Annotated in this window: 17 protein-coding genes; 1 reads left to right on the forward strand and 16 read right to left on the reverse strand. The window is 63.5% G+C overall.

Annotated features, from left to right (window positions below; all coding sequences use genetic code 11):
- Window positions 1-30 precede the first annotated feature (30 nt).
- The 10 genes from XI05_RS18575 to XI05_RS18620 all read right to left on the reverse strand — a co-directional run bounded on the left by XI05_RS18575 (window position 31) and on the right by XI05_RS18620 (window position 6,836).
- Entirely contained in the window at window positions 31-492 is a 462-nt protein-coding gene (locus XI05_RS18575) for a hypothetical protein (protein WP_271504246.1), read from the reverse strand.
- Window positions 492-1,262, reverse strand: coding sequence for a hypothetical protein (locus tag XI05_RS18580; RefSeq protein WP_271504248.1), 771 nt, complete (start codon window positions 1,260-1,262; stop codon window positions 492-494). Before XI05_RS18580 ends, XI05_RS18575 begins: the two co-directional genes overlap by 1 nt.
- Entirely contained in the window at window positions 1,262-1,588 is a 327-nt protein-coding gene (locus tag XI05_RS18585; RefSeq protein ID WP_271504251.1) for a head-tail joining protein, read from the reverse strand. Before XI05_RS18585 ends, XI05_RS18580 begins: the two co-directional genes overlap by 1 nt.
- 3 nt (window positions 1,589-1,591) lie before the next feature.
- Window positions 1,592-1,942, reverse strand: coding sequence for a hypothetical protein (locus tag XI05_RS18590; protein ID WP_271504253.1), 351 nt, complete (start codon window positions 1,940-1,942; stop codon window positions 1,592-1,594).
- Window positions 1,943-2,017: 75 nt separating this feature from the next.
- Window positions 2,018-2,989, reverse strand: a complete 972-nt coding sequence (locus XI05_RS18595) for a major capsid protein (protein ID WP_271504256.1) — start codon at window positions 2,987-2,989, stop codon at window positions 2,018-2,020.
- Window positions 2,990-3,054: 65 nt separating this feature from the next.
- The gene (locus XI05_RS18600; RefSeq protein WP_271504259.1) at window positions 3,055-3,429 is read right to left on the reverse strand and encodes a capsid cement protein; all 375 of its coding nucleotides are present in this window, start codon (window positions 3,427-3,429) and stop codon (window positions 3,055-3,057) included.
- A gap of 55 nt (window positions 3,430-3,484) precedes the next feature.
- Entirely contained in the window at window positions 3,485-4,018 is a 534-nt protein-coding gene (locus tag XI05_RS18605; RefSeq protein WP_271504262.1) for a hypothetical protein, read from the reverse strand.
- A 33-nt stretch (window positions 4,019-4,051) separates the two neighbouring features.
- Window positions 4,052-4,975: a S49 family peptidase gene (locus XI05_RS18610; RefSeq protein ID WP_271504264.1), complete on the reverse strand. Its 924-nt coding sequence runs from the start codon at window positions 4,973-4,975 to the stop codon at window positions 4,052-4,054.
- Window positions 4,972-6,597, reverse strand: coding sequence for a phage portal protein (locus XI05_RS18615; protein ID WP_271504266.1), 1,626 nt, complete (start codon window positions 6,595-6,597; stop codon window positions 4,972-4,974). The genes XI05_RS18610 and XI05_RS18615 overlap by 4 nt, the downstream gene beginning before the upstream one ends.
- Window positions 6,594-6,836: a DUF6148 family protein gene (locus XI05_RS18620; protein ID WP_271504269.1), complete on the reverse strand. Its 243-nt coding sequence runs from the start codon at window positions 6,834-6,836 to the stop codon at window positions 6,594-6,596. Before XI05_RS18620 ends, XI05_RS18615 begins: the two co-directional genes overlap by 4 nt.
- Before the next feature lie 943 nt (window positions 6,837-7,779).
- Between XI05_RS18620 and XI05_RS18625 the strand changes: the two genes are divergently transcribed.
- Window positions 7,780-8,421 (forward strand): hypothetical protein, encoded by a 642-nt coding sequence (locus tag XI05_RS18625; protein WP_271504272.1) that lies wholly within the window; start codon window positions 7,780-7,782, stop codon window positions 8,419-8,421.
- Window positions 8,422-8,569: 148 nt separating this feature from the next.
- Here the strand turns inward: XI05_RS18625 and XI05_RS18630 are convergent, their stop codons facing one another.
- The 6 genes from XI05_RS18630 to XI05_RS39805 form a co-directional block, all read right to left on the reverse strand.
- The gene (locus XI05_RS18630; protein ID WP_271504275.1) at window positions 8,570-10,522 is read right to left on the reverse strand and encodes a phage terminase large subunit family protein; all 1,953 of its coding nucleotides are present in this window, start codon (window positions 10,520-10,522) and stop codon (window positions 8,570-8,572) included.
- Complete coding sequence (locus XI05_RS18635) at window positions 10,519-11,130, reverse strand: hypothetical protein (protein WP_271504278.1); 612 nt, start codon at window positions 11,128-11,130, stop codon at window positions 10,519-10,521. The genes XI05_RS18630 and XI05_RS18635 overlap by 4 nt, the downstream gene beginning before the upstream one ends.
- Window positions 11,131-11,478: 348 nt before the next feature.
- The gene (locus tag XI05_RS18640; RefSeq protein WP_271504281.1) at window positions 11,479-11,766 is read right to left on the reverse strand and encodes a hypothetical protein; all 288 of its coding nucleotides are present in this window, start codon (window positions 11,764-11,766) and stop codon (window positions 11,479-11,481) included.
- A 615-nt stretch (window positions 11,767-12,381) separates the two neighbouring features.
- On the reverse strand, window positions 12,382-12,951 hold the full coding sequence (gene nusG, locus XI05_RS18645) for a transcription termination/antitermination protein NusG (protein WP_271504282.1): 570 nt from the start codon (window positions 12,949-12,951) through the stop codon (window positions 12,382-12,384).
- Window positions 12,935-13,576, reverse strand: coding sequence for a hypothetical protein (locus XI05_RS18650; protein ID WP_442869292.1), 642 nt, complete (start codon window positions 13,574-13,576; stop codon window positions 12,935-12,937). The genes nusG and XI05_RS18650 overlap by 17 nt, the downstream gene beginning before the upstream one ends.
- Before the next feature lie 40 nt (window positions 13,577-13,616).
- The gene (locus XI05_RS39805) at window positions 13,617-14,369 is read right to left on the reverse strand and encodes a hypothetical protein (RefSeq protein WP_442869293.1); all 753 of its coding nucleotides are present in this window, start codon (window positions 14,367-14,369) and stop codon (window positions 13,617-13,619) included.
- Window positions 14,370-14,388: the final 19 nt, after the last annotated feature.

Here is a 14,388-nt window from a genome sequence, read left to right on the forward strand (position 1 = left end):
TGGCAGTGTTGAGGATGAGCACGAAAACAACTAGACGGCCGCGGCCGGCGCACCTTCGGACGTGCGATAGGTCACGAGGTACTCGAGGCGCACGCCACCGATGTGCCGCTCGCCGGCGGCCTCGGCGATCATCTCGGTCGACACCAGCTTGATGTCTCGCGCGAGACCGTTGAGAAACGTGCCGAGTTGATCGACAAGGCCCCACATGGCCGCCTCGACCTCGGCCGCGATCTGGTCGAGCGTGTCGTCCGGAACATCAGGCAGCGACACGCGGCCCTCGATATCGAGAATGCCGACGCGATCGAGCTTCGGCGGGCGGCCACCCGCGCCACGCGCGGAGGTCTCCGACCGCATATAGACGAGCAACGTCGGCTCATGCGCCGGCGACAGCGGCCGCGTCCGGCCGACATACACGCGACCAGCCGTCGTCGGCAGCCCGGTCAGGGCCTGCACCACGGCGTCGCGGATCTGCTTGCGGACATGATCAGCCATCAGGCAGCCTTCGGCAGCTTGGAGAGCACGAATCTTTCGAAGCCGAGCCGCGCATTGGCGACGAGCTTCTGATCGAACACGGCGGCTGCACGCTCATAGAACGGGAAGCGCTTCTGATAGCGCGGCGCCCGCACGAACATGATGACCGGCACAATCGCCTGCAGGTCGGCGCGGTAGTAGATCCCGGCCGCGACGTTGCGATCGGCGTTGCCCGGACCGCCCGACCGCAGCACGAAATAACGGCCGATACCTTTTTTCTTCGCCCGCGCGCGCGACTTCTTGGTCTGGTTGGCCTGAGCGCCAGCCTTTTGCTCGGCCGCACCGAGCTGCGACAGGATCCGCTCGATGGTCGAACCGGCGATGTTGCCGAAGGAGTCGAGCTTGACGCCGCTGCCAGGCACCGCGAACTCATCTGACTGCATCAGACCGGCCCGGATCAGCCGCCGCTCAAACGCCTTGTGGACACGCGCCCCGCCCTCGACCTGCGGCCCGAGATAGCGCCACGCCGGCACCGATCCAAAACCGTCCTTGAAGTAGACCTCGGCGACCAGGTCCTGCTTCGTTGCCGGTTTGACATAGAGCGCATTGAGCGTGAACCGCGTCGGCCGGTCGAACACGCTTTGCATGGTCTCGACCTCGGCCGCCTTGATGTCCTTGGCGGTCTGCGTCAGCGCATAAGCCGTGACAAACGGCGCGTCGCGCTCCGATAAAGCTCGGAGCGCGCGGCGGACGTCCTCGACCTCGACGCGGTAGTGCACGCCGACCGGCATCAGACGATCGCCCCCAACCGCAGCAACGCCATGCCCTGGCCATCGGGCTCGATCGAGGTCACCTCGAAGGCGCCGACGCCGGTGACGGTCAGCTGATCGCCGGCATCTGCGTCGGCGGTAGCCGGCAGATCGGCCTGCCGGCAGAGAAAGGTCGGCCGCGCATCAAGCGAGGCCGCATCGTTGAGCGCCGCAGCGATCGTGGGCCGATCGAGGATGCCGGGAAGCGTCGTCGCACCGCCGCCGGCCGCGGGCGCATAGGAGCCCTCGGCGCCGAATTCATCGACGCTGAGGAAGGCCAGGCGGTCGGCGGCCGTCTCAATCGGCATGGATCAGGCGAGGTCCAGCGAAACGAGATAAGCCTCGACCTGCGGAAACTGCCTTTGGATGTCAGCGTCGGCCTTCCACTTGGCGCGAGCCTCGTCCTGAAGCTTGGCCTTCACGTCAGCATCAGCCAACGCTTTAGCCTCGGCCGCCTTCAGGCGGGCTTCCGGCGACATCATTTCCGCGGTGAAAGCGGCGACCGCGCCGATCGCGGAAAGCCCCTCAATGACCTTCTGGTCAAGATCCACAACCTCGCCGGGTTCGAAGGTCTTGATGACGTTCTTGCCGTCAACCACTTCACCGTGCTCGATGCGACTCATTGCGATCATGTCGCCGGCGGCCTTCGGACGTTTCGCCACGTTCGTTCTCCTTTGATTGAGAATAGGAAGATTGCGGCCTGCCTCGAGGCAGGCCGCTCGTTTCCGCTCGCCGTCTTAGGCGACCGCGTTCTGGAAGAAGTACGCCGCGTCGTTGGCGGCGATGACTTCCTTGACCGACTCGCCAACGCGGACGCGCGAGCCGCCGCGCAGGCCGACGCTCGGGTCCTGGCCGATGGTGCCGGCGATGCGCTCGCCCCACTGCGCGGTGAAGCCGAACGTGACGGTGCCGGTCGGCGAGACCACCTGCGGCGCACGGTAGATGAACGATGCATGCTTGCCCCACAGGCGGGTCAGGGACGCGGCCTGGCCGGGCTTTGCCGAGTTGTACCAGGACGAGCCGACCAGGACCTCCTCGAGCTCGAACAGATCCGCCAGCGCCTGACGCGAGACCGGCGAGCCGCCGCCCGTGGCATTGCCGCCGTTCGGATAGATCGCGGCCGTCACCTTCGGGTGCGTGCGCAGCTTGGACCAGGTGGCCTGGCCGAACACGGCAACGTTCGGACGGATGACGCAAGTGTCGAGCGCCGTGATGATCGCCTGCACCGGATCGGAGTTGGTAAAATCCGACCATTGCGTGGTGCCGGCAAGCGTAGACCGCTGGGCCGCGGGATACGTGCCGAGAGCAAACAGCGTCGAGGCGACGCGGTTCTCACGATCGAGGGCAATCAGATCCGTGAGCAGCTCGGTCGAGCGCGCCTCGGGGTCGATGGGCATCACCCCCTGCACCGCTTGCGCCGCCTGGGCATTGGCGATGTCGGACTGCGGAATGCGGTCGTCGAGACCGTAGTCGATGGTGGAGTCGGTCTGCTCGGTCGCCGACCAATCGATCTCGTTCGGCGCCGACTTGCGGCCCACGCGAGTGTCCGGGATGGTGAAGCCGTCGGCGATGGCATACTTCGACCACTTGAACGCGGAGGAATCGACCGGCACGCGCGGCAACACCAAGTCGGAGATGAACGCCTGGTTACGATACGCCAGCGTGATCGCCATGAGGCGCTGCTGGATGACGAAGGGAGCTTGAGCCATTTAACCGTTCTCCTTTGAGAGCGAGCTTGAGAAAGAGGGAAGCGACGCTGGAACTGCGCGAAAGATCAGCCCTGGAACGAGCCGGGCGCGACCTTCACCGGGATGATGTCGCCCACCACACCGGAGATGAGCGCCATCCCGATGATGCGGTTGTTGCTGCCGGCCGCCGGCGCTGCCGTGATGCCCTGGCCGGACGCATCGGAGGTCAAGAGATCGCCGCGCGCGACGGTGCCGCCGAGCTTGAGATCGGCGATGCCTTCGTGCACCACGTCGGTGCGCTCGCCGGACGCCGCGGCAATCTCGGTCGTGATGCCGATCAGCTTGTCCGTCGCAGCTGCGCCCTGCAGAACGCCGTAGTCATTGGCGCCGACCTTGACGATGATGTTGGCCGCGATGGCGGCCTCGGCGAGATAGGACTTGGTGACGCCGATATTGGCCATAGCTTGCTCCTGAGAGTTTGGGGTTGCTTTTGCGGGTGAACTGACGCGCTTGGCGTCAGCGGTTGTTTTCGACGTGCGCGACCGCCTGTGCGACGGACAGCTTCACGCCGAGCTTGGCCTGCTCGTCCTGGTACGCGCGCGCACGCGCGGCCAGCTGATGGGCAGTTTCCTTCGGCGCATCTTCGACCTTCGCCGTCGCAGTGCTCGCCGGCGCTGCAGCCACCTTCGCCGTGGCGCCCTCGACGTCCTTGATCGCCTGCAGCTGGCCTGCGCGGATCTGCTTCTCGGCGGCGAGCAGGCGGCCGGCCGCCATGTCCGCGGACACGGCCGGATCAGCCTTCATCTCCGCGACCAAGGCCTCGTGACCAGGCAGCGACGCCGCCTCGATCGCGAGAATGCGGGTGCGCTCGACGGTGGCACCTTCGGCGCGCAGCTGCGTGCAGAGATCAGGATAGGCCGCGGCGAGGTCCGCGAGAGTGGTGGCAGGCGCCGTCTGCACTTGCGCCTGCGGCGGCGCAGGCGGATCCTGCAGAGCCGTCGTGGTCGCAGCCGCAGCGAGATGCACGGCCGCCAGTCCGGAAGTGTTCATGGTCTTCTCCTCGTGATGGCCGTGATGGCCGTTTCAGTTGACGCTCTTGACGAACTCGTCGAAGGCCGCCTGGGGATCGATGATCCCGTCGACGAGACCTGCGGTCACGGCTTCCTGGCCGTAATAGGTGCGCGCTTCCGTCGCCATCGCGCCGGCGGCAGTGAGGCGCGCGCCGCGGCCTGCCCCGACGGCTGCGGCGAATTGCTGGCGGCGCAGGTCGACTCGCGCCTGAATGCCGGCGCGGACATCGTCCGGCAGCGGCGCGGTCGGCGTTCCCTCCGCCTTGTGCGCCCCTGACGTGATCAGCGTGACGCGGATGCCGTCCTGCTCGAGCTTCTTCGACATGTCCGCGTGCATGGTCAGCACACCGATCGAGCCGGCGGCGCCGCGATCGGACATCACGATCGCCCGGGTTTGCGACGCCAGAAGGTAGCCGGCGGACAATGCATGGTCGGTCATGATCGCCAGGGTCGGCTTTGTCGCCGACAGCTTTGCGATCATCGCCGCGGTTTCGAACGCGCCGTTGACTTCGCCTCCGAAACTATCGACCTCGAACACCACGCCTTTGATCGAGGGATCGCGTGTCGCGCGCGCGATCTGCGTCTGCAGTCCCTCATAGGAGGTTTCGCCGGAGGCCTGCCCGATGAACTTGCCCTTGTGCACCAAGGTGCCCTCGATGCCGATCACGCCGACATTCCCCACACGCTGCACCAGCGCGGCGCCGCGGCCGCGGTCCTCCATCGCACGGCCCATGGGATCGCCGAGCAACCCCATCTGCTCAGACGGACGGCCATTGGCGAACGCCGTGTGCTGGATCGGAACGATACCCGGCAGCGACAGTCCGCCCTCGACTATGCGCGCGCCGAGGCCCATCAGGAAGGCCTGCAGCTTCCCCGGCTCGACCATCAGCTCGGAATCGAACAGGCGGCTCGCGATGTGAGGCATCAAGAGGGTCATTCGGCAGCACTCCCCTGCGGCTGGGTTTCGTTCTCGGCGTCGCCGGCGTCTTGTTCGTCCTGGTTTTGCGCGGCGCCCCTGCCCTGGTCCTGCTGCCCCTGTTGCGCCGGCGCGGGAGCACCCAGGCCGGCCGCGTTCCGCGCCGCCTGCTCTTTCCCGAGCTGCTCGTTCTTCTTGTCGAAATCGCCGCCAGTGCGCTCCATGCACACCTGCTCGCGGCTCTTGACGCCGGTCTGGATGTCGAGCGCGTCCGCCTGTGCCTCCTGATAGGGATTGAGGCTCTGGCGTTGCGGGCCAACCCACTGCGCGCCGCACCAGGCAGCGCGGATGACCGGGTCGCTGAAGAAACCGGGACGGTTGAGACGGCCAGAAGCGACCGCCTCCTCCATCATCCACTCATAGAGCGGCTGGCAGAAACGACCCGCAAACCAGGACCGGCGCCGGCGGAAGGCTTGCCAGGCCATCTCCAGCGCGGCGCGCGAGGCCGAATAAGACGCCGTGAAGCTCTTGAGCAGAAGCTCGACCGGCAGCTCGAGCGCCACGCCGATCTCGCGGCAGAAGGCCTTGACGAATGCATCGTAGTTGGCGTTCGGCCGCTGCGGATTGAACGACGTGAAGGTCTCGCCAGGCCCGGTCGAGATGATAGCGCCGGCGCCGAGCTTCACCTCATTGTCGGCAAGGCCTGCATCCTTTTCGCCGACGATCGGACCGCTCGCATCATCATCGGCAGGCGCCTGGATGATGCCGGTGATGAATGACGTCACGACCGCGGCATCGACTTCTGCCGTGCTGTAGGTCGACAGCTGCTGCAGGTGCTCGACGACGACGGCGAGATAGGGAATGCCGCGCGACTGTTCAGGACGCAGCCGCTCGTAAACATGCAGCACGGTCTTAAGCCCGGCATCGCTCCAGGCCGGCACCCGCTCCCACTTCAACCCCACCATCCGGCGCGCGCCGGGATGTCGGTTGGAGACGTGATAGGCGACCGGCACGCCGTCAGCGTTGAACTCGACACCGCCAGAGAGCCGATCGCTATCCAGCGCCCAATTCGGGTTTGAGACCCGGTCGGCCTCGAGCAGCTGCACCTTGGTGCCGTAGACGTCGCCGGGATCCTTGCGAAAGCGACGGACGGCGAACACATCGCCCGACTCGAGGGCCGCGCGCAGCGACAGCTGCTGCATCTCGTCCATGCATTGCACGCGCGTAAAGTCCGCTGTCGCGCAAAACACCTCCCACTCGCGCTCTTGCTCGGCCTCGTAGGCATCGGCCTGCTCCGGCGTGAGGCCCAGCGCCTTGCTGTCGATCGACGCCTCGAGCTTGAGGCCGTCACCGACGACACCGATGGACGTGGTCGACACTGCCCCGGCAGCAAGCGGCGCGTTGCGGCCGAGATCCCGCGAGCGGCCGCGCAATAGCGGCAGATCGAGGAGCGAATCTGCGTCGGCACTGCCCTGCCCAGGAAAAAACGCTTTGAGCGAACGCCGATCGCGTCGGCCGCCGTTGTAGCCGCCGCCCCCGAAGGAGGCATCGAGCCGCGCGCGCGCGTGCATGCGGGCAAGCCCGGCCGCCGGCGAGAATGCCGAGACGAAGCGATCAATGAAGTTCTGACGGAAATCGCTCATCCGAACGGCACCACGTAGCGCGTGCGGCGACGGCCGCCTGACGCCGCTGGCGTCAAGGCCTTCACCTTCGCGTCCCAGAATTCGATCTGCTGCCGGATCTCGGCAGCATCTGCTCGCTGAAGCTTGCGACGACCGTTGCCGGTTTCAATCTCGTAGCTCTGACTGCCGGCGACCGCCGCCGAGGCGGCGATCCAGAGGGCGAGCTGCGCCTGCGCCTGGGCGAGCGTGATGCCTGCCATGGGGTGGGCTCCTGCGATAACGGTGATGGTTCTACCTGCGCGGCACGGGCGCGATCACTGCCCCTGAGGGAGTGGCCCCGCTTTTGAGCACGTTATTGTCGCCCGTTGCTCACCGGGGGGTCTCTGAACGAGACTAGTATTTAATTGGTTCGACGCACGTTCATACAATGATCGAAACTCTTTCACGCCGACGCAAACAATCGAATTGTCGGATTCATCGCGTCCGGTCGACAGAACACCGGGATCACCGGAATATACAGAACGACGGCATGGACCTATGATGATTGTAGAAGCCGTGGCTCAACCATCTTGTTAGGCCCTCTTCTGACACTCGCAGTTATCGCTGATACGCACGTCGGACGGATGCCGCTGTTGCCGGGATGGCTAACAGCGGCACTTCCGATCCATGCGACGTGGATTGCTACTTCTTGGCTGGCTTCGCGCCGACCGCTTCGCAGCTGACGTCCGCCTTAAAAGTTTTTATGAAATCGCATTGGCCGACGGGCCCAGGGTGATAGCTCAGAAATTCGTAGCCCTCCGCTCTGGCCTGCTCCTTACAATGTTGTCCATAGAGGCGAAGCTTCGTTCCAGTGTCGGCATCTTCCGTGCATTTTTCGCAAACCTCGGTCACTACGCAAGCTGTATCGGCATATGCGACTGCGGCTCCACAAAGCATCGCCATCCCTAAAAGGGATCCTATTGCCTTACTCATTTTTGACTCCCTGAGATTGAAAGTCGTTACGCGTAACCCTTAAAATATGCCTCAGGTTGTAGCGAAGGTCACACGGCAAGATGTCGCGCCGGGATTGTGAACTGTTTGTCATGAGTCAGCATCACTGACCGTACCGCACCCACATTGCCAAGGAACTGAAGATGACTCATTCGCTCATTGATGCCGGACGCGACAAACATTGGGATCATTTATCTAGCGCAGGAGACCAGAATGAGATCCAAATTTATCTTCATCATCAGCGCTGCAGCAGTTGCAGCCACGCCAAATCTTGTGAGCGCACAGGACGTTTTGGTCCAGCGGTACAATGTGTTCGTTCAGCGCGACCAGCAAAGCTTCATCGAAAAGACCGTCAAAGAGCTCAATACTCCAGAAGGTAGTGCCGTCCTCACGGTCGTTGGGACATATTTGGGCATGGACCCCAAAATACTAAATGCTGCGGTGGCCGGAACGGCGTCACTCGTCGTCCCCTCCAATCAACAAGATACTAGCGGGATCATCAGAAGCCCCGAAGGCTACACGGTATGTCTTGCAAGACCCGCTGACCCGAAGATGGGAGCGGGTCAGCATGGGATCGAAACGCACGGAGATACTACGTTCAACACAACGCTGTTGCGGGTTATTCCTGGCAAGGTCAGCGACGACGGATTGAGTTGGTCCATGAGTGTTCCAAAAAAGCGTGGAACAGATACGCGAGTTGCGGGTTCTTTTGACATCGTCTTCGTTAAGGCTGATCCGGGATGGCGCGAGCGATATCCGGCGTGTCGTCCTGCCGGCGAGCACCCTTGGCTTGCTCGCAACAATCGGACGCAACTGAACGCCAGGTGTACCGTTCAGCATGCATGCGGATCATGAAAATGCTGCGGCCTGTCTCGCGCCGGGTGCGGCGGCGCGACATGATTGGGCGATACCAAGAAAGGACAATCTGGTCGGGAGAGAAGGGATTTTTGCGTCCATCGTCATTCCAGATCATCTCCTATCAGTCCTTTGCGGAGCCGCCGTTTCAGATTCCGGATGAGAGAACACGCCTGCCTCGCGTTGGCTTCGGTCGCCCGACCAGAGCGGGCTTTGCCGCGATTTTGATCGGGGCCGGCGCGAACAGATCCGGCTCGGCGACAACAGGCGGCACACCTCGCTCGCGCGCCAGGGCCGCCCATTGCTCCGAAGACAATCGCGAAAGGCCTAGATATTCGGACATTGCCATCGCGTAGATCCGGCAGTCGAGCAGATGGTTCGGGCCGGTTTCCTGCCAGACCTTGACCGTGCGGCCGCGCACCGTCGTGGTCTTGAGATACTCGGCGGTCTGCTGCTTGAAATAGCGCTCGTCGCAGCCCTGGTGGTGGTGGCAATAACCGTCCGGATCGACCTCCGCGCCCGCCTTACGGCCATCCTTCTGCAGGTTGGTGTAGAACGTCGCCTTGAGCGACCAGGTGCCGACCGGCCACAGCGTGGCGCCCTTCTTGATCTTCTTGCCGGAGAACTTGACGTCGACCGGCACCGGTGTGCCGATCGCCGGCGCGGTCCAGCCCGACACGCCCTTGATCGCATAGGCCCGCGGTCGCGAGCGGCAGAACGCATAGACCTGGTTGGAGCGGCCGCCGTCGCCGGCGTCGATCGCCATGCAGTCGAGCACGCGGTGCCCACCGAACGCGTCAGGAAACTGCCGCTCATAGAACGCGGCGAGCTTAGCAAAGGCACCGGCCTTGTGATCGGTCGTCTCGCCCTCGAAGAATTCGTGATGGATCGACCACGACTCGCCGTTGTCGGCGAAGGCGACGGCCTCAACCCAGATCCCGGAATGCTGCACGTCGGCGCCGGCGACCAGCAGCAGGCCGCGCGCCGGCACCACGCCGGCGGCATAATCCTCCCGCCGCTCGAGCAGCCGCTCATAATCCGGCGCATCGCCCTTCAATTCGAACGGCAGGCCGAGCGTCAGATTCCAGAACGTCTTGAGCTTGGTCGGATTGTCGCCGGCCTCGACGTACTCTTTGGCGATTTCATCCCAGGGGACGAACGGCGAGGACAGCGCGTCGAAGTGGTAGGACTTGAACTTGCCGGCACCAGGCGCGGTCGGCACCCAGCGGCCGGTTTCGTACACGGCAAATTTCTGCCAGCCTTCGATCACGGTGCCGCAGCACGGCGGAATGTAGTGCGCGGCATACGGCGGCTCGCGATCGAACATGAAGCTTTCACCCCACTCGAAGCGCAGATTATCGTCACCGCAGTGCGGGCAGGTCATGGTCCAGCGACGCTTGTCGCCGGCCTCATACTTCTGCTCGATCTTGGACGTCCCCTTGATCGTCGGCGTCGAGAAATAAGCGCGCTTCCACGTGCCCGACCGCAGGAACGAAATCTGCCGCGCTCGGATCATGTCGAGCGGGTCGCCCTGGTCGTTGAGGTCGTCGGGATATTCGTCGATCTCGTCGCATAGCGCTTTCTTGATCGTCTTGGAGCGCAGGTCCGCGGTCGAGGTCGCTAGCGACAGGATCAGCGAGCAGTCCGGATCGAACTTTTTCCCATAGGTAGTCGACGACTGGCCGGAGCGCGAAGTCTGCGGCTTGACCTTGCGGCGCATCAGCGGCGACAGCTCGATCGCGCGGCCAAGCTTCTGCGAGTTGAAATCGGTCAGCGCCGAGTCGGTCGGCTGTACGATCATCATGTCGCAGGGATCGCGGTCGATCGAATGCAGCGCCACGACCTGCAGGCAGGTGGTGAACGCCGATTGCGCCGACTTCATCACCGCCAGCTCATTGTCCGGCGCGTCCGGGCCGAGCGCGTCCATCGGCTCGATTAGGTGCGGCGTTCGGGCGAGGTCGATCAGCTGCGCCTTGCGCTCGCCGTCGGGCAGGAAGAAATGCTGACCGGCCCAGGCCGACGGCGGCATCGGCGCCGGCGGCGCGAAGATGCCGGCGAACAGCCCGGCGATGACGGGAAGCGCGCGCGGGAAACTGGTCACTGCGGTTCGCCCTCGACGTCACGATCCGCCGCCGCGGCCAGGCGCATGTTCTGCTCGAGCTGCGTGCGGACCTCGCGAGCGACGCGCTTGAGCACCGAGCGTGCCCCGCCGGCGCCGTCCTTTGCGATTGCCCCGGCGATCTCGTCGGCGAAATTCGGCAGGGCCTCCAGCTCGCGGACGATCACGGCGGCGCATTTCTCCATCGAGGCGACGACGTCCTCGACCTTCAGCAGCTTGCCGCGCTTCTCCTCCAGTTCGATCCGCGCCCGCTCGGCACGGTATATCTCGGTTTCGGTCCGCGCCTTGGTCAGCGCGGCGATGTTTTCGTGCTGTTCCGGGCGGACCGACGCCGGCGTCGACGCTCGCGGCGCCGCGACCTCGCTGTCGACCGCGGCCAGGAGATCGTCCGGCTCGGCCTGGTCGAGCAGCACCCGCTCACGGCCCTCCCCGAGGGCGTGATCGGCCGCGGCGGCGTTGATCAGACGCGCGCGGCCCTCGCCCGGAACGAACGCCGAAGCCGGGATCTTGCCGCTGCTGATCAGTTTGGAGATGGCCTGGCGGGAAACGCCGCGATGGCGCGCGTATTCCGCCTGCGTCATGCCGTCCATTGGAGCCGGAGCCCTTTCGATCAACGGGGCGGCGTCAACCGCCCCTGTCAACCATGTCAACCGTGTCAACCTAACTTTGGGTCGGCCAAGACTACCGAAACGCCGGGGTGCGAATTACCCGCGGTCACTCGGAAGCCAGAGGGACCCGTGAAAAAAAGGGCCGACCGCGATGAAGCGATCGGCCCGCTGGATGTAGCGAAGTCTAGGGAGGAAACACCGAAGGAGGGCAGCGGCAAGGCCAACCACGCGGGGCCGCACAGTTTAGGGAGCGCATCGGGGCGGTTCTTCCTCAATAGCGGACCTGTGGCGGACGCCGTGGCGTGGGCAGCTTGTGACCCACTGCAGACATCAGGGCCGCACGTTGCCACCTGCTGCATCGTCTTTTCCCTCGGACCACATCATTTGATCCTTCAGCTTGGAAAAGCATTCCTCGCATACCCACTCATAGCGGGCACCAAGTCTATAATCAGTACCAGTGGTGTAACCTTCACGCAGGCTGTCTGGAGTTTTGTCAGAGAACTTGGCCCAGCAAGCGGCACAGTGGTCATGATCCCAGTCAGGACTTGGACGCTCCCAGGTTGACCTCCAGAAGGTCAGCCCCTTCAATGCATCGAGATAATCTAGATTTTGAGTCATGACTTTCTAACGCCGCCTCACTTGCAGCAGCTTCATATCAAACCGGGCTCGCATTGTCGCCTGTTGGCCCATCGGCGACGTTGCGCCGCGACGGTCCGAAGTCCGCTCGTTGAGCCAGAGCGGACGAGATTTACTCGACCTGAGTTCTTCGGGTTTTGACCAGCACCGGACCTCGGGAAGATTTCAATGCCCGCGGCGGCGGGTCTCCGATACAACACGGGATATAGTTACATTTCTGGATTGAACTGCTTAACTCTCTAATCGACCAATATTTCAAAAGAATCATAGGAGCCGCAATGTCCTCTCCAGAAGAAGACGATCGGCACGAGTTTTTAAGATCCTGCGGTAGGTTCGTCTCCGTAACACCTCCGAAGATCACAGCCTTGCTTTCGACCTCACTTACTAGCAGCGCAATTACCAGCTCCGTGGGCGGGCGTCGTGTATGCCTAATAACTATCGCTCGCAGAAGGCCGCCCGAGAGGCAGCCTTAGACTGTTACCGGTGTTTGCCGCTGTCCATCGGAATCTCCTCAACTTCCACTTCGCTGCGAGAGCGAAGATGGAGGCGCCGGAGAGAGTTGCTCCGTTCGAACCATTCAGTGCGCGGTCGCAACACCTAGGCTGGCTCGATCTGACCTTCGTCGAATTCGACCGGGGTCATGCGCTGGAAGATATCGACAAGGACATTGAGTCGGCCTTTCGAGTCAAGCCGATCGATTGTGCCCTGGAAGGACGCGAACGGACCGCTGGTAATGCGCACCAACTGGCCAATGCTCCAGAGACGCTTGCGACGGGATACGGGGATTGATCCCATTGCCTCCAGCGCGCGCACGTTCGCCATGTCGCTCGGCTTCAGGTAGGGATAGCAATCGCCCATCCTGAAGTAGCCATCCACGCCGTCGACCCTGACACCGCCTAGCGAGGCCTGGAAATCAGGGATGAAGATGACCTGAGCGAACAGCGGCGTCGCGATTTCGCAGATCCGACCGCGATGCATCGCGCGCTTTCGGATGACAGGGAAATAGGCGCTGACGCCACGATCCTGGAAGGTTCGCATGACCTTGCGCTCCCGGTTCGGATATGTAAGCAGCACGTACCAGCGCTGCGGCTCCAGCGGCACGGCGACAGCTTCATCGAGCATTGGGACGAACTCCACGAACTCACCAATTCTATAGGTCATGCTCATTCGTCCCCCGCTCCTGTGACGCGTCGTTCTGCGATGCCGCCTCCTCGGCCGATCGGCAGGGCGTGCCGTCGACCTTGAGCGGGAATTCCCACGGCGCAAAGAAGCCCATCCTCACACCGACCTTTTCGACCAGAGGCGGACGCCCGGAGGTGATGTGCTTGGCCAGGAAGCCATTCCAAGCAGCGATCTGTTGGCGATCCTCAATCCAGATCCAGTCGGCGCGCGGCGGCGCATTCGCAAAGCCGAGCAGCTGCGGCGTCAAATGGTACGGATAGAGCATGCGTCCGTTGCGCACATACGGTTTGATCCGCGCGACTGCAAAAAGAGTCTCGATCGCCAAGGCCTCCCGCGAGCCGACCATGATCGGCGGCGCTGCTGCAGGTGTATCGGCATCGGTCGAAGTCTCTTCACTTTTCGCACGCGGCTTGGGTGCCGGCGCGACGCGCTCGGCTATCTGTTGCTCAATGCGCTTGCGACGCGCGCGCTCCTCGCGCCGTGGCGAGACGATCGCCTCGCAGGCGAGATAGACCTCGCGTACCGTTGGCAGAAAATCCTTTCGGATCGGCAGCCCTTCGGCCGGATGCGTGACGGCGCAGATCACGTCGTCGGGATACTTCGCGAGCACTGCCGTGATCGCGGCGACGTAAGTGTCAGGATCTGCTGCGTCAGCCCTTCGATAGCAGCCGAGGAGCAGCCGCGCCCGTTCTGCTGCGTACTCCGTCACCACCGCTTGGTCGGGCGTCGAATGATCGGAGACGGTCGACGAGACGGTCAGCGGCTTGAATGAGGTTTCCGCTTCGGAGTCGGTCATTGCTGGTCACCACTCGGGTTTCGGCCGAACGCGCTTCGGCGATCGGCAACGGCGCCTGGCGCCGGGCATACGCGGTTGCGAACACTTTTTCGAAATACGAAAAGGGCTTGATTGGTCGCTCGCCGGCGAAGCGTGAGGCCTCGGCAGCGATCATGTCCGGTGGCCAGCCCTGCTGCAGCCAAAGCACGGCGCGGTACTCGAGCCCCGCCAACTCCGGGGGGATTTCGAGCAGAGTCTGGATGCCGATCGCCTGGAGGAAAGCAGCGGCGAGCGCCCGCGATGCTGGCGTGAACGCAGAAGCGGTCGCGCGCGGAACCATCTCATCCCGTTTTATAGGGGGCGTTAACAAAGGGTCGTTATTGGTGCCAACGTATGGATTGGCACCCCGTGCCACCTCTGGATTGGCACCCCGTGCCACCCCAGAGTTGGCACCCCCCGTGCCAATAGGTTGGCACCCCCCCTCCTGAAATGCGCTTTCTGCATGGCTCCAGGTGACGTCGTCATCTGGCGTTGAAGGGATGCGATCAGCATCAAAATCATCGCGATCAAGCAACACGCGATAGGCATAGGCCAGCGAGGGACGGCCGCCCGCCTCCTCGACCTTCACGTCGCGCCTCTTGCGCTCG

This window comes from Bradyrhizobium sp. CCBAU 11357 (genome assembly GCF_028128865.1).
Taxonomy (GTDB): Bacteria; Pseudomonadota; Alphaproteobacteria; order Rhizobiales; family Xanthobacteraceae; genus Bradyrhizobium.